Source organism: Leifsonia naganoensis (assembly GCF_013410615.1).
In the GTDB taxonomy this organism is placed as follows: domain Bacteria; phylum Actinomycetota; class Actinomycetes; order Actinomycetales; family Microbacteriaceae; genus Leifsonia; species Leifsonia aquatica.
Genome location: NZ_JACCHJ010000001.1, coordinates 3,941,758 through 3,967,931, shown reverse-complemented (window position 1 = coordinate 3,967,931; position 26,174 = coordinate 3,941,758). Strand labels below are relative to the sequence as shown.

The following is a 26,174-nucleotide window of genomic DNA, read 5'->3' as shown; positions in this document are numbered from 1 at the left end:
GTGCTCGCCGGTGTCACGCACGGGTCACAGCCAGCTGAGGCTCCCATCCCGCTGCCTACAATTGGGAAACGCTCGCACCCGCGAACGCTCTCGACGCTGAACGGAGGAGCCCTGTGGCCCGGCGCTTGCCGTCCCAGCCGCCGAACCTCCCCGGCTTCTCGTACGTCCGGGTCCTCGGTTCCGGCGGCTTCGCCGACGTGTTCCTGTACGAGCAGAACATGCCCCGTCGACAGGTCGCGGTCAAGGTCATGCTCGCCGAGGTCGTCACCAGCCAGGTCAAGCAGATGTTCCAGGCCGAGGCGAACCTCATGGCCCAGCTCAGCACGCATCCGTCGATCCTGACGGTCTACCAGGCGAGCGTCTCGGGGGATGGACGCCCCTACCTCGTGATGGAGCTGTGCTCGTCCGCGATCGGACAGCGCTACCGCAGCGAACCGCTCCCGGTCGCCGAGGCGCTGAACGTCGGCGTGCGCATCGCGAGCGCGGTGGAGACGGCGCATCGGTCCGGCGTGCTGCACCGGGACATCAAGCCCTCCAACATCCTCACCACGGCGTACGGCCATCCGGTGCTGAGCGACTTCGGGATCGCGGCGACGCTGAGCGAGGCCGACGTGACCGAGGCGATCGGACTGTCGATCCCGTGGTCGGCGCCCGAGGTGCTCCTCGACGAGACCAGCGGCACGGTCGCCAGCGAGGTGTGGTCCCTCGGCGCCACCGTCTACTCGCTGATCGCCGGGCGGTCGCCGTTCGAGGTGCCAGGCAAGGAGAACACCTCCGCCGAGCTGATCCACCGCATCACCAAGGGACGCCCGCAGCCCATCGACCGGCCGGACGTGCCGCCGCGGCTGGAGCAGGTCCTCCTGCGCTCGATGGCGCGCAAGCCCGCCCAGCGCCAGCGGTCCGCGCTCGAGTTCGTGCGGGAGCTGCAGGCGGTGGAGCAGGAGCTCGGACTCCCGCAGACCCCCGTCGAGGTCGCGACCGACGACTGGGCGCGGGCGACGGCCGTCGACCCCGAGGACCGCACGCGCGTGAAGGGTGTCGTCGCGGTCGACCCGACCGGCTCGGCCCGTCCGCGGCGGCGCGCTCCGGCGTCGGCCACCACGACGCGGTCGCCGACCCGGACGATCGTGCGCGAGAACGCGGGGAGCGCGGGGAGCGCGCCCGGCACCGGGCCCTCCGTCCCTGCCCGTACGTCGCGCGCACTCGTCTACTCGCTCGTCGCCTGCGCGGTGCTCGTCGTCGTCCTCGGGGTGACGGCCGCCATCGTGCTCGTGCGCGCCGGCGCGTCCGACGACATCCCCACCGTGCGCGACCTCAGCGGCCGGGTCGACGGCAGCACGGTCGTCTTCAGCTGGAGCGACCCGGGTCTGCAGTCGGGCGACGTCTACCAGGTGACGGTCGACGACCAGCCGCCCGCGAGCCAGCGCACCTCCGAGTTCCGGGTGGATGCGCGTGCCGGTCAGACGGTCTGCGTCACCGTGACGGTGAACCGCGACGGCAAGACCGGTTCGGCGAGCGGTGAGAAGTGCGTGGAGCGGAGCGGCGGGTCGTGAGCCGCCTGGGCGCCGCCTGGACCTGGGTCGCAGCGCACAAGTCGATCGCCGCCACCGCGGTGAGCGGCACGGTGGTCGCGGCCCTGGTGACCACCCTCGCGGTGGTGTCGGGAGGCTACAGCGCCCAGCACCTCCAACTCGACGACGCGTCGGTCTGGGTCGCCAGCGACGCGAAGAAGTCGCTCGGCCGGGCCAACACCGAGATCGACAAGCTCAACTCGGTCGTCGCGGGCACCGGCGAAGCGCTCGAGGTGGTGCAGGACGGCGAGAACGTGCTGCTGATCGACCGGGAGGCCAACACGGTCTCCGTCGTCGACCCCGCGACCGCGGAGGCCGGCAAATCCGTCGCCCTGCCCCCGCGGTCGCCGCAGGTGTTCCTCGCCGGCGACCGGGTGGCGCTGCTCTCGCAGACGACCGGGCAGCTCTGGCTGACGACGGTCGCCCAGCTCGACCAGTTCAACTCCGGCTCGGCCGCGACCGTCGACCTGGGCGGCCGCACGGTCGCGGCGATGGACCCGACCGGCGCCGCGCTCGTGACCTACCAGCCGTCGACACGCTCGGTCGTGCGGATCGAGCTGAGCGGCAGCGAGCCGTCGACCACCACGACGACGGTGCCGACGAGCGGCGATGGTGCGGACGTGTCGCTCACGACGGTCGCCGGTCACTGGGCGCTGCTCGACCCGGACGAGAGACGGCTGTGGCTCGACGGCCGTTCCGTGAGCCTGTCCTCGCGCCTCGGCGCGAACGCCGACCCCGTGCTGCAGCAGCCGTCGGCGACCGGCGACGCGGTCTGGATCGGGACCACCACGGGCCTGATCCGGGTGCCGCTCGACGGAACGGCGGCCTCCACCCCCTTCGCTTCCGCCTCCGGAGCCGCGGCGGCGCCGGTAACGGTGGGCGAGTGCACCTACGCCGGCTGGAACGGCGGGACGGCCTGGCGCTCGTGCGACGCTTCCGGGTCCGGCCAGCGGTCGACCCTGGCGGACGTGCCGTCCGGAGCGACGCTCGCGTTCCGCGTCAACGGGGACCGCGCGGTGCTGAACGACACCCGGTCCGGCATCTCCTGGGCGGTGCAGAGCGGCAACACGCGCATCGACAACTGGGACGAGCTGGTCGCGAAGAAGACCACGCAGGAGCTGGTCGACCAGTCGAAGCAGGACACGGCGCCGCAATTCGAGAAGCAGGAGCAGCCTCCCGTCGCGGTCGACGACCAGTTCGGCGCGCGCCCCGGCCGCGTCACGCCGCTGCCCGTGCTGCTCAACGACTACGACCCCAACGGCGACGTGCTGGCGATCGACTCCTTCACCTCCATCCCGGACGAGCAGGGCACGATCGAGTTGACCAATGCCGACCAACAGCTGCAGATCTCGCTGCCGGACACGGCCAGCGGGGCGATCGCCTTCGACTACACGATCTCCGACGGGCGCGGCGGGACGGCGACCGCGCACGTCACCGTGACCGTGCGCGGTGCGCTCGAGAACTCTCCGCCGGTGTGCGTGCGCAATGCGAAGGCCGTCGTCCAGACCGGCGGACGCGTGACGTCCGACGTGCTGGGCGACTGCTACGACCCCGACGGCGACTCGTTCTACCTGGCCGGCGCGTCGGTGCCCGCTCCGGACACCGTCACCTTCACCCCCCAGGGCCGGGTCGCGTTCTCCGACCACGGCGAGGGCGGCGACCTCAAGGACGTCGCGCTCGTCCTCTCCGACGGCCGTGCCGAGGGCAGCGGACTGCTCGCCGTCACGGTGCGGGCGCCCGGACAGGTGCCGATCATCGCCGACCCGTTCGCCGTGCTGGCGTACGAAGGGCAGGAGGTCACCATCCAGCCCCTCGACCACGTGCGCGGCGGCAACGGCACCGTGCGGCTCGCGACGGTGCCCACGAAGGCCGATGCGACGATCACCGCCGACTACCAGGGCGGCACCTTCCGATTCGACTCCGACCAGCCCGGCACCCACAACATCGAGTACTCGGTGACGGACGGCGTGGTCACGACGACGGGGCTGGTCCGGGTCGAGGTCAAGGCGCCGCCGGGGGCGAAGACCGCGCCGATCGCCGTGCCGCACACGGCGTTCATCCGGGAACAGGCGACCCAGGATGTCGACGTGCTGTCCACGGACATCGACCCGTCCGGAGGCGTGCTGCTCGTCACGGGCGCGACCGAGCCCGAGGCGAGCGCCGGCGTGCACGTCCAGGTGCTGCAGCAGCGCACGCTGCGGGTCACCCTGAGCCGGCCGCTCGCCGGTCCGATCGACTTCCACTACCGGCTCAGCAACGGCCTCGCCGAGACAACGGGCACGGTCACCATCGTCCAGCTGCCGCCGCTCACGGTGCACCAGCCTCCGATCGCCGCCCCCGACTCGGTGGCCGTGCGCGTGGGGGACGTCGTCGACATCCCGGTGCTGGCGAACGACGTGCAGCCCGACGGCGACAAGCTGATCCTGGACCCGACGCTGGCGTCGCCGCTGCCCGCCGGCGCCGGCCTGCTCTTCGCCAGCGGCGACCACCTGCGCTACCTGGCGCCCACCAAGCCGGGCAACTACACCGCCGCGTACAAAGTGGTCGGCGAGGACGGCCAGTGGGCGACGGCCGAGGTGACCATCGCCGTGCGCGAGCGCGACGCGGCGACCAACAACCCGCCGGTGCCCAAGACCGTGACCGCGCGCGTGCTGGCCGGCGACGTCGTCCGCATCACCGTCCCGCTCTCGGGCATCGACCCGGACGGCGACTCCGTCCAGTTCATCGGTCAGGAGACGAACCCGCAGAAGGGCGCGGTGATCGCCTCCGGCCCCGACTGGATGGATTTCCAGGCGGGCGACTACGCCGCCGGGACCGACACCTTCACCTACGCGGTGGTCGACGCCCTCGGCGCCCGCGCGACCGGTACGGTGCGCGTCGGCATCGCCGCGCGGGTGGAGGGCGCACGCAACCCCGTCGCGGTGGAGGACGACGTCACCACGCGTCCCGGCAAGACGCTCAGCGTGCAGGTGCTCGTGAACGACAGCGACCCCGACGGCAGCCCGCTGGCCGTGACCGGCGTCTCGTCGCTCGACGGGAAGGCGAAGGCCACGGTGACCGGCGACATCGTGGTCGTCTCGGCGCCGGCGAAGGAGGGGGTCTACGGCTTCCTCTACACGATCCAGAACGAGCGCGGCGGGACCAGTCAGGCCTTCCTCCGCGTGACGGTGGACGCGAACGCACCGCCCGCCCGTCCGCTCGTCGACGACACGACGCTCGGTCTCTCCGACATCCTGGGCAAGGATCACGTGGACGTGAACGTGCTGGCGAACGTGTTCTTCGCCGACGGTGCCGTCTCGACCCTGAAGCTCTCCGTCGTGCCCGGCTACGGGGACAGCGCGCAGGTCACCGCGGGCAAGCGCGTGCGCGTGACGATCGGCGCGACGAGCCAGATCATCCCGTTCGCCGTCGCGAACCCCGAGGACCCGTCCGTCGTTGCGTACGGCTTCGTGCACGTCCCGGGATACGACGACGCGCTCCCGCAGGTGAAGCGCGGGGCGCCGAAGCTCTCGGTCGTCAGCGAGAAGACGCTGACCATCCGCCTCAACGACTACATCGTGGCCGTCGGCGGACGCAAGGTGCGGCTGACGGACGCGGCGACGGTGCGCGCGACCCACGCGAACGGCGACGACCTCGTGCTGAGCGGCGACACCCTCCAGTACACGTCGGCGGCGCGGTACTTCGGCCCCGCCTCCATCTCGTTCCAGGTGACGGACGGCACCAGCGCCACCGACCCGCAGGGCAACGTCGCGACGATCGTGCTGCCGATCGACGTGACCCCGCGCGAGAACCAGCCGCCGGTGTTCACCGGCGCCCTGATCGACTTCGAGCCCGGCCAGAGCAAGACCATCGATCTCACGAAGCTGACGAGCTACCCGTACGCGAAGGACCAGGGCGAGCTCACCTACTCCGTCCAGAACCCGCAGCCCGCGGGCGTCACGACCTCCCTCGCCGGCCAGAAGCTCACCGTCACCGTGGCGGCCGGGGCGCAGAAGGGGTCCACCCCGTCGATCTCCATCGGGGTGAAGGACGCCGTCAACGCCGGGCAGGCCGGGCGCATCGACATCAACGTGGTGCCGTCGACGCGGCCGCTCGCGAGCCCGCAGCCGGATCGCGTGATCGCCCCGCGCGGCCAGACCACCAGGGTCGACGTGCTGGCCAATGACGCCGCGACCAACCCGTTCCCGGGCAAGCCGTTGCGAGTCGTCGCCGTGCGCGGGCTCGGCGGCGCGCTCCCGAGCGGCGTGAGCATCACTCCGAGCGCCGACAACGCGACGCTCGACGTGACCGTCTCGGCGACCGCGGCGCCGGCGGACACCACGCTGCAGTACGAGGTCGCGGACGCGACGGGGGACCCGGACCGGTACACCTGGGGCACGATCACCATCTCCGTGCAGGACCGGCCTTCGCCGGTGTCGAACGTGCAGATCACGGCGATCGGCGACCGCAGCCTGACGGTGAGCTGGATCCCCGGGGCCTTCAACAACTCGGCGATCACCGGCTTCGAGGTGACCATGACGTCGGCGGCGAGCGGCGCGACACTGTCGACGACGACGTGCACGACGACCTCCTGCGCGATCCAGACCCCGGGCAACGGTCCCGGCAACGCCGTGCAGCTCAGCGTGCGCGCGCGCAACGCGCTCGGCCTCTCGGACCCCACGCCGTACGCGGAGGCGACCTGGTCGGACGTGATCCCGAACGCTCCGGCTGCGGTCTCCTCCGCCTCCCTGAACAACGGGCTCCGAGTGACGTGGACCAAGCCGGCGAACGCGGCCGGCGCCAGCCCGATCACGTCGTACCTGGTCACCGTGGGCGGCGTCACCAGCTCGCTGCAGGTCTCGGGATCGGACGCCGTCGGCACCGCCTACGCGTTGAACGTGACCGACGGGACGCTCGCCAACGGGATCTCGGTGGGGATCACGGTCGCCGCGCGGAACGAGTTCTATCAGGGCCGGACGACCTGGAACCAGACGCAGAGCAGCGGCGTCCCTGCCGGCGCACCGCTTGTCACGGGCGTGGCGCCGACCGCGTCGCCGAACACGGCCGACGGCAGCACCGCCACGCTCAGCTGGCCGGGGGTCTTCAGCGACAACGGCCGGGCGATCGTCGCCTACTACGCGGGCGTCTACCAGGGCGGAGCCCAGCCGAGCTGCTCCGTGACCGGCGTGGAGAGCGGAAACACCGTCCTGCACGTCGACCCGACATCCGGGTCGTTCAAGAAGGTCCAGGCCGGGAGCGTCGACTTCTCCGGGTTGCAGCCGAACCAGACCTACAACTTCGTGGTCTACGCCTACAACGGCCAGGGCTGCACGGCCAGCACCGTCGTCACGGCGACCCAGCGGCGTGCGCCCGGGCAGGTCTCCGACGTCTCGGCCGACCCGTCGCTCGTCTCCAGTGCCCAGAACCTGTTCGACTTCTCGATCGCCAACGTGGCGTACGCGGCCGGCAGCGGCACGACGGCGTCGGTCTCGTACACGCTCACCTCGGGCGGCAGCGCGATCGACAGCGGCGTCCTCACGAGCACGAACCGGATCGCCGCGGGTTCCAACGGACCGCACTACGGGATGGACCTGGCCATCACGATCACGAGGATCTGCGAGACATACGGGGACGGGTCGCAGTTGTGCACCGACCAGAACCCCAACAGCTTCCCGCTCGGCGTCGCGGTGTCCACCGCGATCGGCGGCCAGCATTACGACGCGGCGACGCGCACCTTCACCTGGACCGCGTGGCCGAACGGATCCGGCTACTCCGCGGTCCGCTTCAGCTGCGGCGACACCGCTGCCGACATGCCGGCGACGGGCCAGACCGCGAGCTGCCAGGCGCCCGGAACCGACCCCGACCCCTCGCTCGTCATCTCCGTGACGCGCTCCGCGGGCGACACGTACAGCACCCCCTATCCCGCTTCGGGCATGCAATGACCCGGCACCGTCATACTGATGACCGGACCGGCCTGCGGCGGTCCGCGTCCCGTACCCCACCCCGAGAGGCCCGCGCATGACGATGACCCCTGAGCAGGCCACCTGGTTCGCGGGCGTGTTCGACCGGCTGGTGCAGAACATCGACCGCGTGCTGCTGGGCAAGTCGCACGTCATCCGGCTGGCGCTGACCGCGATGCTCAGCGAGGGCCACCTGCTGCTCGAGGACTTCCCGGGCACGGGCAAGACGTCGCTGGCGCGCGCGATCGCGGAGAGCGTGCGCAGTTCGACCAACCGCATCCAGTTCACCCCGGACCTGCTCCCGGGCGACATCACGGGTGTCAACATCTACGACCAGCGCACCGGCGCCTTCGATTTCCACCGCGGCCCGATCTTCGCCAACATCGTGCTCGCCGACGAGATCAACCGGGCGAGCCCGAAGACCCAGTCGGCCCTGCTCGAGGTGATGGAGGAGCAGCAGGTGACCGTTGACGGGGTCCGGCACACCGTCTCGGCGCCCTTCATGGTGATCGCCACGCAGAATCCGATCGAGCAGGCGGGCACGTACCGGCTGCCGGAGGCGCAGCTCGACCGCTTCCTGATGAAGGCGTCGATCGGGTATCCCGACCACGAGGCGACCCTGCGCATCCTGGAGGGGGCGGAGCACCGCGCCCACGAGGTCGTCGTGCCGGAGGTGGTCTCGGCGGCGACGGTCGTCGAGATGGCGACCATGGCCCGCGGGGTGCACGTGGACGCGACGATCAACGACTACGTCGCCCGCCTCGTCGACGCGACGCGCGCCGCCGAGGAGATCCGGCTCGGCGTCAGCGTGCGCGGCGCCCTCGCCCTCGTGCGCACGGCGAAGACCCTCGCCGCGTCGAACGGCCGCTACTACGTGACGCCGGACGACGTGAAGGCCCTCGCCGAGCCGGTTCTCGCGCACCGCCTCGTGCTCGACCCCGAGGCGGAGTTCGAGGGCGTCTCAGCGTCGAGCGTCGTCGGTCAGCTCCTCATCGAGATCCCGCCGCCGAGCGATCGGGTCACCGTGTGACCAGCACCGTCACCCGCACGCAGGCCGAGCTCACCAACGCGCGCGCCCGGATCGTCGGCGAGCGCGAGGGCGCGATGGCCGACGCCATCGTGTGGATCGTGCGCACCACCTCCGTCGCAGGGCGCGCCATCGCCCGCGTCGCGCGCAGAGCCGGCTCGGTGGTCACCCCGCTCGGCTGGTCGCTCGGCGCCGTCGCGGTGGCGGCCCTCGTGCTCGGGTACGTGTTCGGCTGGACCGAGGCCGTGGTGGCGGGGTGGACCGCGGCCGCGCTGCTGGTCATCGCGACCGGCTACCTGGCCGGACGCATCGGCTTCGACGTCGGTCTGTCGCTGCCCTCCAACCGCGTCGTCGTCGGGGATCGCGCTCCCGGCGAGGTCGTGGTGCGCAACCCGGGTCGGCGGCGTCTCTCCGGCGTGCGGATCGAGGTGCCGGTCGGCGAGGGGCTCGCGGAGTTCGCCTCCCCGGCCCTGGCGGTCGGCGAGGAGCACTCGGACGTGTTCGTCGTGCCGACCACCCGGCGCGGCATCGTCCCGATCGGGCCCGTCCGCACCGTCCGCGCCGACCCCATCGGCCTGCTGCGCCGCGAGGTCGTCTGGGCCGACTCGCTCGACCTGTTCGTGCATCCGCGCACCGTCGCCATCCCGAGCATGAGCACCGGCTTCGTGCGCGATCTGGAGGGGGCGCCGACGCGCGACCTCACGTCGAGCGACATCGCGTTCCACGCCTTGCGGGAGTACCAGCCGGGCGACGAGCGGCGCTACATCCACTGGAAGAGCACCGCGAAGACCGGCAGCTACATGGTGCGCCAGTTCGAGGAGACCCGGCGCAGCCACCTGCTCGTCGCCCTGAGCCTGTCGGCCGCCGACTACGCGTCGGACGAGGAGTTCGAGCTCGCGGTCAGCGCCACCGGGTCCCTCGGCGTGCGCGCCATGCTCGACTCGCGCACGGTCTCGGTCGTCGCCAGCGCCGCGACCCCCGACTTCGCCAAGCGGATGGTGCTGAGCGCCCGCCGGCTCAGCACCGTCAACCGCGGTCGTCTGCTCGACGACCTGGCCGGCGTCGAGACGACCGCCGCTGCCCTCCGCCTCCCGGAGCTCGCACGCGTCTCGGTCGACGACGCCGCGGGCACGTCGATCGCGTTCCTGATCGCGGGGTCGGCACCGACCGCGGCCCAGCTGCGCGCCGCCGCCGCGCACTTCCCGCTCGGAGTCGACGTGGTCGCGATCGTCTGCGACGCGGGTGCGGTGCCGTCGCTGCGGCGCGTGGCGGACCTGAGTGTGCTGACCATCGGCTACCTGGAGGACCTCAAGCACAGTCTCGCGAAACGGCTGGCGACATGAGCGCCCGGCTGCGCGCGGGAAGCGCGAGCGTCGACACGGCGATCGCCCTGGCGGCCGTCGGGCTCGCCGCCTGGTCGTTCTGGCCGGTCTACCAGTCGGCGGCGTTCGTCGTCCTCCTCGCGGCGACGCTGGTGCTCGGCGGGGCCGTCGGTGTGCTCGGCGCCGTCTTCCGCTGGCCGAGCATCGTCGTGGCCGGTGCCGTGGCGCTGGTGTACCTCGGCGCCGGAGTGCAGCTCGCGGTCCCGACCGAGGCCACCGGTGGCGGCGTCCTCCCGACCGGCGCGGGCTTCGTCGACCTCGTCCAGGCGACCTGGCTGAGCTGGAAGCAGCTGGTCACGATCTCCGTCCCCGTCGGGTCGTACCAGGCCCTCCTCGTGCCCGCGTTCATCCTGATCCTGCTGACCACCGTGGTCACGGTGAGCGTCGCTCTGCGCGCCCGCACCCCGGAGACCGCGACGCTGCCGCCGGTGCTCCTTCTGCTCGCGGGCATCGCCCTCGGCTCGGGCACGTCGGCGGTCCCGCTCTGGCTGGTGCTGGGGCTCCTGGCACTCCTCCTGGTCTGGCTCATCCGGTTCCGGCTGCGGCGTCGGTCCGCCGCGCTGCGTGCGCTGGGGGAGCAGAGCGGCCTCTCCGTCGAGACGCCGCGCGAACGACGGTCCACGGCCCTCCTCACCGGTGTCGGCGCGCTCGTGATGCTGGTCGGCGCGTCCGCGGTCGGTATCGCCGCCGCGGTCGCGGTGCCTCCCGCCACCGACCGCCAGGTCGTGCGCACGGCCGTCGAGCAGCCGTTCGATCCGCGCGCCTATCCCAGCCCGCTCAGCGGGTTCCGGTCGTACCTCGAGAGCCCGCGCGCGGACGAGCCAATGCTCACGGTCTCGGGCATCCCTTCGGATGGACGGCTGCGGATCGCGACCCTGGACACCTACGACGGCGTCACCTACTCGGTCGGCAGCGATGGGACGACCAGTGCGTCCGGATCGTTCACCCGTGTGCCCTACCGGCTCGATCAGTCGCGCGTACGCGGTAGCGACCACACGGTCACGGTCACGGTCCGCGACTACCGCGGTCCCTGGGTGCCCGGCACCGGCCAGCTGGAGCAGATCGCGTTCCACGGGGGCGACGCGTCGACGCTGGCGGGTGCGTTCTTCTACAACGACGTGACCGGCACCGGAGCGCTGACGACGGCGCTGCGGTCCGGCGACAGCTACACCGCCGATTCGGTGGTGAAGCCGACGGTCACGGCGGCCGGGCTGGAGAAGGCGGAGCCGGGGTCCGATGCGGTGCCGAAGCCGACCGTGATCCCGGACGAGCTCGCCTCGGTGCTCCAGAAGTACACCGCCGGCGTGACCGGTGCCGGTGCCAAGCTGGCGGCGGCTCTCCGCGGTCTCGCGCAGGACGGCTACATCAGCCACGGGATCGGCCCCGACGAGCCAGCGAGCCGATCCGGACACGGCGCGGACCGGATCACGGAGCTCCTCACGGACGTGCCGATGCTCGGGGACCAGGAGCAGTACGCGGTGACCGCCGCCCTGATGGCGCGCCAGCTGGGCTTCCCCGCGCGCGTGGTGTTCGGATTCGTCGCACCGGCGGATGCCGCCTCGAGCGCCACGGTCACCCTCACCGGATCGGACGTCTCGGCGTGGATCGAGGTGCAGACCGCGGACGGCTGGGTCACGGTGGACCCGACCCCGCCCGTGCGGCCCGTCCCGCCCAAGCAGCCGGAGCAGCCCACCGAGATCTCGCGGCCCCAGACCAATGTGCAGCCGCCCGTCGACGAGAACCCCCAGCAGAACGACGAGCCGCCGCAGGCGCAGGTCGACACCACCGATCAGCAGCCGCCGAACCCCCTGGTCGAGACGCTGCTCGCGATCCTGGTGGTGGTGGGTTGGACGCTGCTGATCCTGGCGGTCCTCGCGGCGCCCTTCCTCGCCGTGCTCGCGGCCAAGTGGCGGCGCCGGGCGTTGCGGAGGTCCGCCTCGACCGCGTCGGAGCGCATCGTCGGCGGGTGGCGCGAGTTCGCCGACGCGGCCGTCGATCACGGCTACGACCCGCCGCCCGCCGCGACCCGCGTGGAGTTCGCGCAGACCATCGGAGGCAACCGCGCTGCCGCGCTCGCGAAGGTCGCCGACCGCGCCGTCTACAGCCCCACCGCGCCGACGCCGGAGGAGGCCGATTCGGTCTGGAAGGCCGTCGACGACCTGCGCGGGCAGCTCGATCGGCGCGACACGCGCTGGAAGAGGGTGCTGGCGGCCGTCTCGTTGCGTTCCCTCGGATACCGTGGAGGAAGGCGTGAGAGGAGAGACGGGCGATGAACTGTCGGGTGTGCGGAGCCGAGCTGAGCGAGGGGACGCTGTTCTGCGGCCGGTGCGGGAGCTCGGTGACCGCGACGCGCGTGCGTGAGCCCGAGGTCGCCGACCCGCGTCCCTCCGACACGACGATCGTCGAGCGGCTTCCGAAGCCCGCGGTGGCCGGCGTCTTCCTCGACGAGGACGGTCTGCCTCCCACCGAGGCCGTCGCCGTCCTGCCGATCGAGACGGCACCGCCCGTCGCGACGGCTGTCGCGCCGTATACCCTGAGCTTCTCGACGGGGGAGACCGTCACGGTGTCCGGATCCGGTCTCGTCGGTCGACGCCCGATCACGCAGCCGGGGGAAGAGGTCGACCAGCTCGTCGTGGTCTCCGACCCGGCCCGCAGCGTGTCCAAGACGCACCTCGAGTTCGGGCTGGAGGGCGACGACCTCTGGATCTGCGACCGCTACTCCGGCAACGGCACGATCGCCCGCCCGCTGGGCGCGACCGCGCGCCAGTGCGAAGCCGGCCGCCGCTACCGCGTCACCCGCGGCACCCGCGTCGAGATCGGCGACCAGTGGTTCGACGTCAGCTGAGCTGACCGTCGCCACCGGAGGAGTTCCGGCCGGCACCGCACACTGACGGTGGCTACCGGAGGACATCTCGCCTCCCCAGACCCCGAACCCCTCCGTTCCCTGCGTTCTGCGGGGGTCCTGCCCGCCATCTCCTCCGTTCTCGTCGCGCGGCTGAACGCAGCGAAAGGAGGGGCTCGCACCGGGACCTGGTGCGAACCCCTCCCTTCGGAGTGGAGCAGTCGCTAGACGAGCGCCTCCGCGATCTCGGCGGCCTGCAGGCCGTGCGCTTCGGCGACACCCGCGTTGACGACCTGGCCGCTGTGCACGTTGAGGCCCAGGCCGAGGGAGGCGTCGGCGCGGAGTGCCGCCTGCCAGCCGCGGTTCGCGATCGCGCGGGCGTACGGGAGGGTCGCGTTGGTGAGCGCGTAGGTGGAGGTGTGCGGCACCGCGCCGGGCATGTTCGCGACGCAGTAGAACAGCGACTGGTGCACCGTGAAGGTCGGGTCGGCGTGCGTGGTCGGGTGCGAGTCGGCGAAGCAGCCGCCCTGGTCCACGGCGATGTCGACGAGCACGCTGCCCGGCTTCATCCGCGAGACGAGGTCGTTGCTGACCAGCTTGGGCGCCTTGGCTCCCGGGACGAGCACCGAGCCGATGACGAGGTCGGATGCCACGACCGCCTTCTCGATCTCGAAGCTGTTGGAGGCGATGGTCTTGATCCGACCCGCGTAGAGCGCGTCGAGCTCCCGCAGCCGGGCGATGTTGGTGTCGAGCACCGTCACCTCCGCGCCCAGGCCGACGGCGACCGAGGTGGCGTTGGTGCCGGCGACGCCGCCGCCGAGCACGGTGACGACGGCCGGGTGCGTGCCGGGGACGCCGGGGACCAGGAGGCCCGGGCCGCCGTTCGGCTTGAGCATCGTGTTGGCGCCGACGATGGGGGCGAGTCGTCCGGCGACCTCGCTCATCGGGGCGAGCAGTGGGAGGGAACGGTTCGGCAGCTGCACGGTCTCGTAGGCGATCGCGGTCACGCCGGAGGCGATGAGGGCACGTGTGAGAGCCTCGTCGGCCGCCAGGTGCAGGTAGGTGAAGAGCACCAGCCCGTCGCGGAAGTAGCCGTACTCGCTCGCGATCGGCTCCTTGACCTTCAGGATCAGGTCGCCGGCGGCCCACGTGGCCGCGGCATCCGGGAGGATGGTGGCTCCGGCGCTCGCGTAGAGCTCGTCGGGGATGGAGGAGCCCACGCCCGCACCCGCCTCGACGTAGACCTCGTGCCCGGCTCCGACCAGGTCGTGCACACCGGCCGGGGTGATCGCCACCCGGAACTCGTTGTTCTTGATCTCGCGGGGGATCGCGACCTTCATGGGATTCCTCTCACATCGACGTGGTGATTCCCTCTCACCCTAGCCGCCTCGACGGAGGATTTCGATAGTGATTTCGATCTGTCTCCGCGGATTCCGCATTCTGGTGTGATGCGCGACGTGGATATCGTCCGTCATGCTCCCGCGCACGCCCTCCGGGAGCCGCGATGTGCGGTTTCCCGGGTGAATCGCCGCGATCGGAACGGATTTCGTGAAGATCATGTTTCGGATCCGACGTTTTGCCCTTCTTCTGGTGCGCACCGCTGCGTCCTGTGCCAGTATCGACCCACCGCGACGGCACGCCGGAGTGTCTCGGTCAGGCGTCGCCCAGTGGTCCGTGTTCGAGCCCCGAAGGAGCACCTCAGTGAATCCCAGGCCCCTCCCGCAAGACCCGATGATCCGCCAGCTCGTGCAGTCCGCGCGTGCATCCCAGCTCTCGCGCCGCGGCCTGCTGGCCGGGCTGAGCGCCGGCGCCGCCACGCTCGCCCTCGCCGCCTGCTCCACCGGCGGCGCCTCGGGCAAGCCGACCCCGGCGAAGGACAACTCGTCGACGGACAAGACGATGACGTGGGCGAACTGGCAGGCCTACCTCGATCAGGACGACGACGGCGGATACCCGACGCTCGAGGCGTTCCAGAAGCAGAGCGGGATCACGGTCAAGTACGACGTCGCCGTCGACGACAACAACACGTACTACGCGAAGGTCAAGGATCAGCTCGCGCTCGGCAAGGACATCGGCGCCGACACGGTCTGCCTGACGGACTGGATGATCGCCCGGTGGATCCGCCTCGGCTACGTGCAGTCGTTCGACGAGAGCGCCATCCCGAACAAGAAGAACCTGGTGGCCAACCTGCAGGACATCGACTTCGACCCGGGACGGAAGAAGTCCCTGCCCTGGCAGAGCGGCTTCGCCGGCATCTGCTGGAACAAGGAGAAACTGCCGCAGGGCCTGAAGTCGGTCGACGACCTCTGGAAGCCCGAACTCAAGGGCAAGGTCGGCGTTCTGAGCGAGATGCGCGACACGATGGGCCTGCTCCTCCTGCAGCAGGGCGTCGACATCTCGAAGACCTTCTCCGACGCCGACTTCGACAAGGCCATCGACACGCTGACGAAGAAGGTCAGCGATGGCCAGATCCGCAACATCAAGGGCAACTCGTACCTCAACGACCTGAAGAGCGGTGACACCCTCGCCGCCATCTGCTGGTCGGGCGACATCACGCAGCTGAACGCGGAAGCCGGCGACAACTGGGAGTTCGTGCTCCCGGAGGCCGGCGGCACGCTCTGGAGCGACAACTTCGTCATCCCGATCGGCTCCACGCGCAAGGCGAACGCCGAGAAGCTGATCGACTACTACTACCAGCCGGAGGTCGCGGCGGAGGTGGCGGCCTGGGTCAACTACATCACCCCGGTGGAGGGCGCGAAGGCGGCAGCGGTCGCCATCGATCCCGCCCTGGCGGACAACCAGCTGATCTTCCCCGACGCCGACACCCTGTCGCAGGCGCACATCTTCCGCTCCCTCAGCACGGCCGAGGAGCAGAAGTACCAGGCCGCGTTCCAGAAAGTGATCCTGGGGGCCTGATGCCGAAGGGAGTCTTCGCCGACTCGGGCGCCGACCTGCGTCTCGCCGGCATCACCAAGCGCTTCCCGGGGTTCACCGCCATCGAGGAGCTCGACCTCACCATCCCCGCCGGCTCGTTCTTCGCGCTGCTCGGCCCGAGCGGCTGCGGCAAGACCACGACCCTGCGTCTCGTCGCGGGCCTCGAGGAGCCGACGGAGGGGCAGATCCTCATCGGCGGCAAGGACGTCACCCGGACCAAGCCGTTCCAGCGGCCGGTCAACACGGTGTTCCAGAGCTACGCGCTCTTCCCGCACATGACGATCCTCGAGAACGTCGCGTTCGGGCTGCGCCGCCGCAAGATCGGCGATCCCGTGGCGAAGGCCCACGAGGCGCTCCGCCTGGTCGAGCTGGACCATCTCGCAGCGCGTCGGCCCTCCCAGCTGTCGGGCGGCCAGCAGCAGCGGGTGGCGCTCGCCCGCGCCATCGTCAACCGGCCCGCCCTCCTGCTGCTGGACGAGCCGCTCGGCGCGCTCGATCTCAAGCTGCGGCGGCAGATGCAGCTGGAGCTGAAGTCCATCCAGACCGAGGTCGGTCTCACCTTCGTCCACGTCACGCACGACCAGGAGGAGGCCATGACCATGGCCGACACCGTCGCCGTGATGAACAAGGGACGCATCGAGCAGATGGGAGCTCCTGAGCTGCTCTACGAGCTGCCCTCGACGGTGTTCGTGGCGAACTTCCTCGGCCAGTCGAACCTCTTCGTCGGGCCGGTGCGCGAGTCGGGCGCCGACACGATCGGGGTGGAGGTCGCGGGCGACAGCATCCACGTCCCACGCTCCCGCGCGCAGCGCGACGCCGGGTTCGTCACGGTCGGGGTGCGGCCGGAGAAGCTGACACTGCACGAGACGCCCGACACGATCCCGTCCGGGGCCAACAGCCTCGGCCCGGGGCGCGTCACCGACGTCTCGTTCAGCGGAGTCAGCACGCAGTACCTGGTCGACATCGCGGGCCTCGGGAGCGTGATCGTGTTCGCGCAGAACATGCACAGCGGTCCGGTCGCCGCGCTCGGCGCCTCGGTCTGGGTCGCCTGGGATGCGTCGCACACGTTCGTGCTGGCCGACGAGCCGCCGGCGGACGGTCGCTTCGCCGACGACGCGGACACCCAGGCGATCGCCGCCCAGGCCCGCGACCGGATGCTCGCGGAGCTGGAGGAGGCGTAGATGGCCCTCGCCGCCTTCACCGGTCCGGCGCCGACGCAGGACACCGAGCCCGCGGTCCGCCGCAAGAGCGGAATCGCCCTCGTGCTCCTGCTGCCGGGTGTCGCGTACCTCGTGCTGTTCTTCCTGACGCCGCTCGTCTCGCTCATCATCACGTCGTTCCAGACGCCCGTGCCCGATGGCGACATCGGCCAGTACCAGGCCGCCTTCCAGTGGAGCAACTACACCGATGCGATCTCGGAGTACTGGCCCCAGATCCTCCGCTCGTTCGCCTACGCGCTCATCGCCACGGCGGCCGCGCTGGTGATCAGCTACCCGCTCGCCTACTTCATCGGGGTGAAGATGCGGGGGAGGCCGCTCGCGCAGAACCTGCTGATGACCCTGGTCATCGCGCCGTTCTTCATCAGCTTCCTGCTGCGCACCCTGGCCTGGAAGTCGATCCTGAGCGACGACGGCGTGGTCGCGAGCGCCTTGCGCGCCATCTCGGTCCTGCCGCCGGACGCGCACATCACGGGCACGCCGTTCTCGGTGATCTTCGGTCTCACGTACAACTTCATCCCTTTCATGACACTGCCGCTCTACTCGACCCTCGAGCGGCTGGACGTGCGGCTGCTGGAGGCGGGGCAGGACCTGTACGCGAACGCCTGGACCACGTTCCGCAAGGTGACCGTGCCGCTGTCGATGCCGGGCATCGTGTCCGGGACCCTGCTGACCTTCATCCCGGCAGCGGGCGACTACATCAACGCGTCGCAGGACTTCCTCGGCGCCGCCGACACCTCGATGATCGGCAACGTCATCGAGAGCAACTTCCTGGTGCTGCAGAACTATCCGGCGGCCGCGGCGATGTCGGTGGTCCTGATGGCGGTGATCCTGGTGATCGTCGGCGTCTACGTCCGGCGGAGCGGGACGGAGGACCTGCTGTGACCACGACCCTCCCGAACCGGACGAGCACGAGCACCAGCTCGCGGTCCACTGCCCCACGACCGCCGCGGCGCCGGTTCGCGGGCCTCGGCCTCGGCGTCTACGCCTTCCTCGCGCTGGCGTTCCTGCTGATCCCGATCGTCTACACGTTCGTCTTCTCGTTCAACGACGCGATCAAGAACAACATCGCGTGGCGCGGGTTCACCCTGCGCAACTGGACGAACGTGTGCGACGCCGCCGGAATCTGCGACGCGTTCATGGCGAGCATCGTGATCGGCCTGATCTCGACGGTGATCGCGACCGTGCTCGGCACGATGATCGCCATCGCGCTGATGCGCTACCGATTCCGCTTCCGCTCGCAGACCAGCCTCCTGCTCTTCCTGCCGATGGCGAGTCCCGAGGTCGTGCTCGGTGCGGGACTCGCGGCCCAGTTCCTGAGCCTCGGCGTCAACAAGGGCTTCGGCACGATCATCATCGCCCACGTGATGTTCTGCATCAGCTTCGTGGTCGTGACGGTGAAGGCCCGGGTCGCGAGCCTGGACCCGGCGCTGGAGGAGGCGGGGCGCGACCTCTACGGGTCGCCCAACGCGGTCTTCTGGCGCATCACCTTCCCCCTGCTGCTGCCGGGCATCCTCTCGGCGGCGCTGCTGTCCTTCTCGCTGAGCTTCGACGACTTCATCATCACGAACTTCAACGCCGGCGCAGTCACGACCTTCCCGATGTACATCTACATCGCGGCGTCGCGCGGCATCCCGGCCCAGGCGAACGTGATCGCGTCGGCGGTGTTCATCCTGACGATCCTTGTCGTGCTGATCTCGCAGCTGACCGCGGCCGCCCGCGCCCGCCGTCTCGCCCGCTCGACGCAGTAGGCGCGACCGAGACCCCCAAAGCCGTTCGGGCCCGACAGCGGAAGCTGCCGGGCCCGTTCGGTGTGCGGAGGGATCCGCTCAGACGTACGCGGCGCGGATCTCGCCGACCGGCTCGCCGCGGCCGAGCACCGCGAGGTCGAGCCGGGGGAGCAGCGCGTCGACGGCGGCGCGGTCGACCGCTCCGGCGTCGGCGAGCAGCGACAGGCCGACCACGGTCGCCGCACGGAGGCTGCCGTCGAGCATCTTCAGCGTGACGGTGGTGCCGTCCGGCGCGGCCATGACCATGACGCCCTCGGCTCCGCCCTTGGCGAAGACGCCGAGCTCGTCGATGACGACGGTGTTCGCGCGCCCGGGGCCGTCGATCGCCCAGCCGTCGGCGAGCACCGCGTTCTTGAGCAGCGCCGCATTGCGGTAGAGCGCGAACGGCGAGCCGTCGGACGCCGTGGCGATGCGCTGGATGCCGCGGGCCAGCGCCACGAGCGACATCGCGTGCACGGGGGCGCCGCAGCCGTCGACGCCGGTCGCGACGACCTTCTCGCCGGTGAGGCGCTCGACGGTGTCGCGGATGTGGTGCTGCAGCGGGTGCTGCGGGTCGAGGTAGCTCTCGAGCGGCCAGCCGTTGACCCGGCAGGCGACCAGCATGGCCGCGTGCTTGCCGGAGCAGTTCATGAAGAGCGGCTGCTTCTGCTCGCCGGCGCGGATCGCGTCGTCCCGCGCCGCGGAGTCGAGCGGCCAGTCCGGCGGGCAGAGGAGCGCGTCGGTGCTGAGCTGCGCCTGAGCCAGGATGGTACGCACGACCGACAGGTGCGCCGGCGTGCCCGCGTGGCTGGCGGTGGCGAGCACGGCACGCGCACCCTCCAGCGCCACCCCGGCCCCGAGGATCGCGACGGCCTGGAAGGGCTTCATCGTCGATCGCGGGAAGACGGGCTTCTCCGGCGCGCCCAGCGAGCGGGCGATCGCGCCGTCCGGGCCGAGCACGACGGCCGAGCCGACATGCCGCGACTCGACGAAACCGCTGCGCTCGACGACCGCGAGCTCGACGGCCTCGGCGCCCGAGAAGACGGCGGCGCTCACGGCCGGGCTCACAGGGCGGCGAACGCGTCGTCGATCACGGAGATCGCGTCGGCGATGAGCTCGTCGGAGACGGCGAGGCTCGGGAGGAAGCGGAGCACGTTGCCGTAGGTGCCGGCGTTGAGCAGGAGCACGCCCTGCTGCGCCGCGTACGCGACGATCTTCGAGACGGCGTCGGCGTTCGGCAGCTTGGTGGTCTGGGCGGTGCCCGGCTGGACGAGCTCGATCGCGATCATCGCGCCGATGCCGCGCACCTCGCCGATGATCTCGTACTTCTCCTGAAGGCCCCGCAGGCCCGCGGTGAGCGACGCCTCGATGCGGCGTCCCTCGGCGAGGAGGTCGTTCTTCTCGATCTCGTCGAACACGGCGATCGCGGCGGCCGCGGCCACCGGGTTGCCGCCGAAGGTGCCGCCCAGTCCGCCCGGCTGCGCCGAGTCCATGATCTCGGCGCGGCCGGTGACCGCGGCGAGCGGGAGGCCGCCGGCAATGCCCTTGGCGCTGAGCACCAGGTCGGGCACGAGACCGAAGTGCTCGCTCGCGAAGTAGGCGCCGGTGCGGGCCATGCCGCTCTGGATCTCGTCGGCGATGAAGACGACGCCGTTGGCGGTGCACCACTCCTGGAGGGCGGTCAGGAAGCCCTCGGCGGGGACCATGAAGCCGCCCTCGCCCTGGATGGGCTCGGCGACGAGGCAGGCGAGATCGGACGCGCCCACGACCTTCTCGAGATAGGCGATGGTGCGGGCCGCGGCCTCGGCGCCGGACAGGCCGTCGTGGTACGGGTAGGAGTTGGGGGCGTGGTAGACGTCGCCGGCGAACGGGCCGAAGCCGGTCGCGTAGGGCGCCGCCTTGTAGTTCATGGCCATCGTGAGGTTGGTGCGGCCGTGGTACGCGTGGTCGAGCACGGCGACGGCGCGGCGGCCGGTGTGCTTGCGGGCGATCTTCACGCCGTTCTCGACCGCCTCGGCGCCCGAGTTCACGAGCACGGTCTTCTTGGCGTGGTCGCCGGGGGTGTGGTCGGCGAGCAACTCGGCGACGCGCACGTACTCCTCGTACGGGGTGATGGTGAAGAGCGTGTGGATGACGTCCTGCAGCTGCTCGGCGGCGGCGGAGACGACGGCGGTCTCGGTGTGGCCGACCGTCGTGACGCCGATGCCGGCGCCGAAGTCGACGAACTGGTTGCCGTCGACGTCGACCAGGATGGCGCCGTTGGCGCGGGCGATGTACACGGGGAGCGCGGAGGAGACACCCGTCGGCACGACGGCGAGGCGGCGCTGGTGGAGCGCCTGGGAGGCCGGGCCGGGTACGGCGGTGACGATGCGGCGTTCCTGCGGAACGGTGTAGACGGGCGCGTTCAGGGTGTCAGTCATGATGGATCGATTCTAACCGTGGTGTCAGAATCGGACCATGAGACTCGAGCACCAGTACGCGATCGATCTGCAGTGGACCGGCAATCGCGGCACCGGCACCAGCGGCTACAAGGACTACGGCCGGGATCACGTGATCAGCGCCGAGGGCAAGCATCCGCTCGAGGGCTCGGCCGACCGGGCGTTCTTCGGCGATCGGGATCGCTGGAACCCGGAGGAGCTCCTGCTCGCGGCCCTCTCGCAGTGCCACATGCTCAGCTACCTCGCCGAAGCGGCCCGCGCGGGCGTGGTGGTCGTCGGCTACGCGGACGCCGCGACCGGGACGATGGAGCAGACCGCGAACGGCGGCGGGCATTTCACCGAGGCGGTCCTCCACCCGCGCGTCACCGTCGCAGACCCGGCTCAGCGGGAGCTCGCGGCGGCTCTGCACGGCCCGGCATCCGAGAAGTGCTTCATCGCGGCGAGCGTGAACTTCCCCGTCCGCCACGAGCCGGAACTGCTCACCCTGGCCTGAGCCTTGGGGAGGCCTAGAGGCGCTCCGGGTGCAGCACCCGCTTGACGCGCTCGACCGGGTTGGCGGGCGGCGCCTCGTTGTAGGTGCCCGCGAGCTCCTGGCCCGTGAGGGCGTGGATGGCGGCCATGATCTCGTCGGTGGCCTGACGGCGAGCGCGGCCCGACTCCGGCGGACCGTAGTGGGCCAGGTCGAGCGGCTCGCCGAACGCGACCGTCACCCGGCGCACGCGCGGGAACTTCGCGCCGACCGGCTGCATCTCGTCGGTGCCGATGAGCCCGACCGGGACGACCTTCGCGCCGGTGGTGAGCGCCAGCCAGCCCACACCGGTGCGGCCTTTGTAGAGACGGCCGTCGAGCGAGCGGGTGCCCTCGGGGTAGAGGGCGAACGCCGCGCCGGTGTCGATGATGCGGCGGGACTGCTCCAGCGCCTCCTGGGCGGCCTGCCCGGCGCCGCGGCGCACGCCCACGGCGCCGATCGCGGTGAAGAAGGAGCGGGAGATGCGGCCCTTGAGCCCGGTCCCCTCGAAGTAGTGCGACTTGGCGAGGAACTGCACGCGTCGCGGCGACATCAGCGGGATGAGGATGGAGTCGATGAACGACTGGTGGTTGCTGGCGAGGATCACCTTGCCGTGGCGGGGGACGTTCTTGCGGCCGATGACGCGGGGCCGGTAGACGATCTTGGCGATGGGAGCCATGATCCAGCGCCCGAGATAGTAGGTGAGGCCGGGCCGCTGCACCGGGGCCGGCCCGTCGTCGGGTTCGTGGATCATCACCTTTCGAGGGTAGTCCGATTCATATGCCACCCGGCGCATGCGCGGCGACGGGCTGGGCGACCTCCAGTCTCCCGTCCACGAGGCGGACCACGCGGTGCATGCGCGGCAGATGGACGACGTCGTGCGTGACGAGCAGGGTCGCGGCGTCGCGCTCGGTGCTGAGGCGCAGGATGAGGTCGATGATCTCGGCCCCGCGCTCCTGGTCGAGCGCGCTCGTCGGCTCGTCCACCAGCAGCGCCGACGGATCGTTCATCAGGGCGCGGGCGATGTTCACGCGCTGCCGCTGGCCGCCCGAGAGCTGGTGGGGACGCTTATTCCGCTGAGCGGAGAGCCCGACGGCGTCGAGCAGCTCGTCGGCGCGGCGCGTGGCAGCGGCGCGGGCTCCCGGACGGCGCTTGCCGCCGAGCTCGCCCATCACGCGGAGCTGCTCGCTCGCGGTGAGGGAGGGCAGCAGGTTCGACTGCTGGAAGACGATGCCGATGCCCGTCCGGCGCAGTTCGGCGGCAGCGGCCGCATCGAGCCCCGTCGCGTCCACGTCGCCGATCGTCACCCGGCCGGAGTCGGGGCGGATGAGGGTCGCGGCCACCGCGAGGAGGCTGGACTTGCCCGAGCCGCTGGGTCCCGTCACCGCGGTGACGGTGCCCGGCCGGGCGGTGAGGCTGACGTGATCGACGGCGGTGACGCGGGTGGCGCCGTCGGGGAAGGTGAGGGTGACGTCGTCGAGCTGGATCATCGGTTGCTCCCGAGTGCGGTGAGGGGGTCGGCGGAGGTGACGGAGCGGAGCGCGAACGCGGCCCCGGCGAGTCCGAGCACGACGAGGATCGCGCCCGGGAGGAGGGTGGTGAGCGGGCTGAGCAGGAACGGCAGTGCGCTCCCGGCCAGGGCTCCGAGCCCGGCGACGACGGCGAGTCCGACACCGATCCCGAGCAGGAGGACGATCAGCGCCTGGCCCAGCGCGTCCCGCACCAGGGCCGGCGTGCTGGCACCGAGCGCCTTGAGCACGGCGACATCCCCCTTGCGCTGCATCGTCCACACGGTGAAGAACGCGCCGACGACCAGTCCGGAGATGCCGAACAGCAGGGCGATCATCAGCAGGAGCGACCCGATCTCGGAGCGGAACGAGCTCAGGGCGGTCAGCGACCCGATGGTGGTCTCGGAGACGGTGTCGTTGGCGGAGTCCGCCGCCGTCCAATCCGGGCTGCCGGTGACGGCGAGCACGGTCGCGTAGGCGTCGGGATTGCCGGTGCCCGCGGAGTACCGCTGCCAATCGGTCAGGGTCATCCGGATGACCGGGGTGTGGCTGTACCAGCCGTCTCCGGCGACCGACGCCACGGAGTACGACGTGCCGCCGATGGTGACGTCGTCGCCCGGCGAGGCGCCGAGGGCGGACGCTGCGCCGGTCGAGAGCGACACCGAGCCGTCCGTGAGCGTGCCGCCGTCGCCGCTGGAGGCGGGCATCCCGAACAGCGCGACGGCCGTGCGGGTGCTGCCGGCCTCGGCGCGCGACTGGGCGATGCCGATCGGCTCGACGGAGCTCACGCCGGCCGTCCGCGACCATGCAGCCGATTGGTCGGCGGTGACGGCGGAGTCCGCGAAGGAGGCCCCGGCGTCGCCGGCTTGCGGTGCCGAGAAGACGAGCCGGTCGCCCGGCAGGGTGAGGACGGCGGAGACGTTCTGCGTCGCCAGCCCGCCGGTGAGGCCGCTCAGGAAGCCGACGAGCACGGTGATGAGGGCGACGACGGATCCGATGAGGAGGAACCGGCCGCGGGCGAAGCGCAGGTCGCGGAGCGCGACGAACATGGGAGGCCTTTCGAGCGTTGAGAGACGGGACGGGATGGTGCTTCCAGCCTCGCCACCCGCGCCGATCCGGGCATCGGCCGTCGGAACAGGCCTGCGCGACCGATCGGGCGAACCGCCGCTCCACCTTTCGGACGATGCCGCCGCTCCCGACTCCCGCGTAGAGTCCAGACATGGCTCACACCGCGCTCACTCCGGTCTTCGTGGGCCTGCGCACCGGGCTGCACGTGCTGTTCGTCGTGCTCGCCGGCCTGGTGATCGTGCGAGCCCTCGTCGTGCCGTCGTCGTCGACCATCGCGATCGTGGCGGTCGCGGTGGTGCTGATCGCCACGTACTTCGTGGGGGCGGCACTGGCCCGCGGCGCGGGGGCGCGCGGGCATGCGGCCGGACTGATCTGGCTCACCCTGCTCACCGTCGAATGGGCCGCGCTGCTCTGGCTGAGCACCGAGGCCGCCTACCTCGTCTTCCCCCTCTTCTTCCTCTACCTCCATCTGCTCGGCGGCCGGTGGGGAGCGGTGGCCATCCTGCTCTCCACCGCGGCGGCGATCGTCGCCCTCGGCCTCCACGGCGGCTGGACCGTCGGCGGCGTGGTCGGCCCGCTGGTCGGCGCGGGTGTCGCCCTCCTGATCGGACTCGGTTACCAGGCGCTGGCGCGGGAGGCGGCCGAACGCGAGGCGCTGATGCGCGAGCTGCTCGACACGCGCGACCAGCTGGCCGTCACCGAGCACGAGTCCGGGGTGCTCGCGGAGCGCGCCCGGCTCGCCCGCGAGATCCACGACACGCTTGCGCAGGGGCTCTCGAGCATCCAGCTCCTCCTGCACGCGGCCGAGCGCGCCGACCCCGACGGTCCGGGCGTGGAGCACATCCGGCTCGCCCGCGAGACCGCGGCGACGGGGCTGGCCGACGCGCGCCGGTTCATCCGCGAGCTCGCCCCACCGGACCTCGACGACCAGGGCCTCGGGGGAGCGCTGCGGCGCCTCGCCCGCACGCAGTGGGCAGCGCAGGGGCTGGCGGTGGAGGTCCGCGTCGCCGACGCCGTCCCGCTGCCGATGCACGTGCAGACCGCGCTGCTGCGGATCGCCCAGGGCGCCATCGCGAACGTCGTGCAGCACGCGCACGCCGACAGCGCGGTGATCGAGCTGGTCGCGGGTGCCGATGGGCTCCGGTTCACCGTGTCGGACGACGGCGACGGGTTCGACCTGCGGGCGGCGGAGTCGGGAGACGGCGGCGCGACCTCGGACTCCTTCGGCCTGCAGGCGGCGCGCGAGCGGGTGCAGCAACTCGGCGGCACCCTCGTCGTGGAGTCGGCGCCGGGCCGGGGAACGTCGTTGACCGTGCTGCTCGCGACGGCGGAGGCCTCATGATCCGGCTGGTGATCGCCGACGACCACCCCATCGTCCGCGCGGGTCTCGTGGCGCTCTTCTCGTCCGAGGACGACCTCGCCGTCGTCGCCGAGGCGGCGACGCCGGACGAGGCCGTCGCGGCGGCCGAGCGGGAGAACCCGGACGTCGTGCTGATGGACCTGCAGTTCGGCGCGGGGGAGAAGGGCGGCGGAGCCGACGCCACCCGTCGCATCCGCGCGCTCGACGCCGCACCGTACGTGCTGGTGCTCACGAACTACGACTCGGATGCGGACATCCTCGGCGCCGTGGAGGCCGGAGCCAGCGGCTACCTGCTGAAGGACGCGCCGCCGCACGAGCTGATCGCCGCCGTCCGCGCCGCGGCGGCGGGAGAGAGCGCGCTCGCGCCCGTCATCGCCTCCCGCCTCCTCGACCGCCTGCGCGCACCGCGGGTCAGCCTGAGCGCGCGCGAGATCGAGGTCCTCGGGCTCGTCGCCGCGGGTCGCACGAACACCGAGGTCGCGGCGGAGCTCTTCGTCAGCGAGACGACCGTCAAGTCGCACCTCGCGCACATCTTCACGAAGCTCGGCGTCACCTCCCGGACCGCGGCGGTCGCGGCCGCCCGCGAGCGCGGCATCCTGCGCTGACGGGCG

Annotated in this window: 19 protein-coding genes; 13 read left to right on the top strand and 6 right to left on the bottom strand. The window is 71.3% G+C overall.

Annotated elements, in window-relative coordinates:
* Nucleotides 1-113 precede the first annotated feature (113 nt).
* The 6 genes from HNR14_RS19055 to HNR14_RS19030 all read left to right on the top strand — a co-directional run bounded on the left by HNR14_RS19055 (nt 114) and on the right by HNR14_RS19030 (nt 12,764).
* Nucleotides 114-1,553 carry a protein kinase domain-containing protein gene (locus HNR14_RS19055; RefSeq protein WP_179702234.1) on the top strand — a complete coding sequence of 480 codons (1,440 nt, stop codon included), beginning with the start codon at nt 114-116 and terminating at the stop codon, nt 1,551-1,553.
* On the top strand, nt 1,550-7,492 hold the full coding sequence (locus HNR14_RS19050) for an Ig-like domain-containing protein (protein WP_179702233.1): 5,943 nt from the start codon (nt 1,550-1,552) through the stop codon (nt 7,490-7,492). Before HNR14_RS19055 ends, HNR14_RS19050 begins: the two co-directional genes overlap by 4 nt.
* Nucleotides 7,493-7,568: 76 nt before the next feature.
* Nucleotides 7,569-8,540 carry an AAA family ATPase gene (locus tag HNR14_RS19045; protein ID WP_021762983.1) on the top strand — a complete coding sequence of 324 codons (972 nt, stop codon included), beginning with the start codon at nt 7,569-7,571 and terminating at the stop codon, nt 8,538-8,540.
* On the top strand, nt 8,537-9,880 hold the full coding sequence (locus HNR14_RS19040; RefSeq protein WP_179702232.1) for a DUF58 domain-containing protein: 1,344 nt from the start codon (nt 8,537-8,539) through the stop codon (nt 9,878-9,880). Before HNR14_RS19045 ends, HNR14_RS19040 begins: the two co-directional genes overlap by 4 nt.
* Entirely contained in the window at nt 9,877-12,192 is a 2,316-nt protein-coding gene (locus HNR14_RS19035; protein ID WP_179702231.1) for a transglutaminase domain-containing protein, read from the top strand. Before HNR14_RS19040 ends, HNR14_RS19035 begins: the two co-directional genes overlap by 4 nt.
* On the top strand, nt 12,189-12,764 hold the full coding sequence (locus HNR14_RS19030; protein WP_179702230.1) for a zinc ribbon domain-containing protein: 576 nt from the start codon (nt 12,189-12,191) through the stop codon (nt 12,762-12,764). The genes HNR14_RS19035 and HNR14_RS19030 overlap by 4 nt, the downstream gene beginning before the upstream one ends.
* A gap of 221 nt (nt 12,765-12,985) precedes the next feature.
* On the opposite strand, the gene ald is transcribed toward HNR14_RS19030, so the two are convergent.
* Nucleotides 12,986-14,101, bottom strand: coding sequence for an alanine dehydrogenase (ald, locus tag HNR14_RS19025; protein WP_021764140.1), 1,116 nt, complete (start codon nt 14,099-14,101; stop codon nt 12,986-12,988).
* 361 nt (nt 14,102-14,462) lie between these two features.
* On the opposite strand from ald, the gene HNR14_RS19020 reads away from it, so the two are divergent.
* The 4 genes from HNR14_RS19020 to HNR14_RS19005 are packed head-to-tail and all read left to right on the top strand — an operon-like array spanning nt 14,463 to nt 18,663.
* On the top strand, nt 14,463-15,677 hold the full coding sequence (locus tag HNR14_RS19020) for an extracellular solute-binding protein (protein ID WP_179702229.1): 1,215 nt from the start codon (nt 14,463-14,465) through the stop codon (nt 15,675-15,677).
* The gene (locus tag HNR14_RS19015; RefSeq protein WP_179702228.1) at nt 15,677-16,876 is read left to right on the top strand and encodes an ABC transporter ATP-binding protein; all 1,200 of its coding nucleotides are present in this window, start codon (nt 15,677-15,679) and stop codon (nt 16,874-16,876) included. Before HNR14_RS19020 ends, HNR14_RS19015 begins: the two co-directional genes overlap by 1 nt.
* Nucleotides 16,877-17,797, top strand: a complete 921-nt coding sequence (locus HNR14_RS19010; protein WP_021764136.1) for an ABC transporter permease — start codon at nt 16,877-16,879, stop codon at nt 17,795-17,797.
* Nucleotides 17,794-18,663, top strand: a complete 870-nt coding sequence (locus tag HNR14_RS19005) for an ABC transporter permease (protein ID WP_425485041.1) — start codon at nt 17,794-17,796, stop codon at nt 18,661-18,663. The genes HNR14_RS19010 and HNR14_RS19005 overlap by 4 nt, the downstream gene beginning before the upstream one ends.
* 78 nt (nt 18,664-18,741) lie before the next feature.
* Here HNR14_RS19005 and HNR14_RS19000 read toward each other — a convergent pair whose 3' ends face one another.
* Both HNR14_RS19000 and gabT read right to left on the bottom strand, forming a co-directional pair.
* The gene (locus HNR14_RS19000) at nt 18,742-19,737 is read right to left on the bottom strand and encodes an asparaginase (RefSeq protein WP_179702227.1); all 996 of its coding nucleotides are present in this window, start codon (nt 19,735-19,737) and stop codon (nt 18,742-18,744) included.
* Between the two features lie 8 nt (nt 19,738-19,745).
* Complete coding sequence (gene gabT / locus HNR14_RS18995; protein ID WP_179702226.1) at nt 19,746-21,101, bottom strand: 4-aminobutyrate--2-oxoglutarate transaminase; 1,356 nt, start codon at nt 21,099-21,101, stop codon at nt 19,746-19,748.
* A gap of 37 nt (nt 21,102-21,138) precedes the next feature.
* On the opposite strand from gabT, the gene HNR14_RS18990 reads away from it, so the two are divergent.
* Complete coding sequence (locus tag HNR14_RS18990) at nt 21,139-21,612, top strand: OsmC family protein (RefSeq protein WP_021764780.1); 474 nt, start codon at nt 21,139-21,141, stop codon at nt 21,610-21,612.
* 13 nt (nt 21,613-21,625) lie between these two features.
* On the opposite strand, the gene HNR14_RS18985 is transcribed toward HNR14_RS18990, so the two are convergent.
* Genes HNR14_RS18985 through HNR14_RS18975 form a run of 3 tightly spaced genes read right to left on the bottom strand, consistent with a single transcriptional unit; the run spans nt 21,626 to nt 24,184 of the window.
* Nucleotides 21,626-22,381, bottom strand: coding sequence for a lysophospholipid acyltransferase family protein (locus tag HNR14_RS18985; RefSeq protein WP_246311968.1), 756 nt, complete (start codon nt 22,379-22,381; stop codon nt 21,626-21,628).
* 22 nt (nt 22,382-22,403) lie between these two features.
* A complete protein-coding gene (locus HNR14_RS18980) occupies nt 22,404-23,117 on the bottom strand; it encodes an ABC transporter ATP-binding protein (RefSeq protein WP_179702224.1) in 714 nt (237 codons plus the stop codon).
* The gene (locus tag HNR14_RS18975; RefSeq protein ID WP_179702223.1) at nt 23,114-24,184 is read right to left on the bottom strand and encodes an ABC transporter permease; all 1,071 of its coding nucleotides are present in this window, start codon (nt 24,182-24,184) and stop codon (nt 23,114-23,116) included. The genes HNR14_RS18980 and HNR14_RS18975 overlap by 4 nt, the downstream gene beginning before the upstream one ends.
* Nucleotides 24,185-24,354: 170 nt before the next feature.
* Here HNR14_RS18975 and HNR14_RS18970 point away from each other — a divergent pair, with 170 nt between their 5' ends.
* Nucleotides 24,355-25,545: a sensor histidine kinase gene (locus HNR14_RS18970; RefSeq protein ID WP_179702222.1), complete on the top strand. Its 1,191-nt coding sequence runs from the start codon at nt 24,355-24,357 to the stop codon at nt 25,543-25,545.
* A complete protein-coding gene (locus HNR14_RS18965) occupies nt 25,542-26,168 on the top strand; it encodes a response regulator transcription factor (RefSeq protein ID WP_179702221.1) in 627 nt (208 codons plus the stop codon). The genes HNR14_RS18970 and HNR14_RS18965 overlap by 4 nt, the downstream gene beginning before the upstream one ends.
* Nucleotides 26,169-26,174 lie beyond the last annotated feature (6 nt).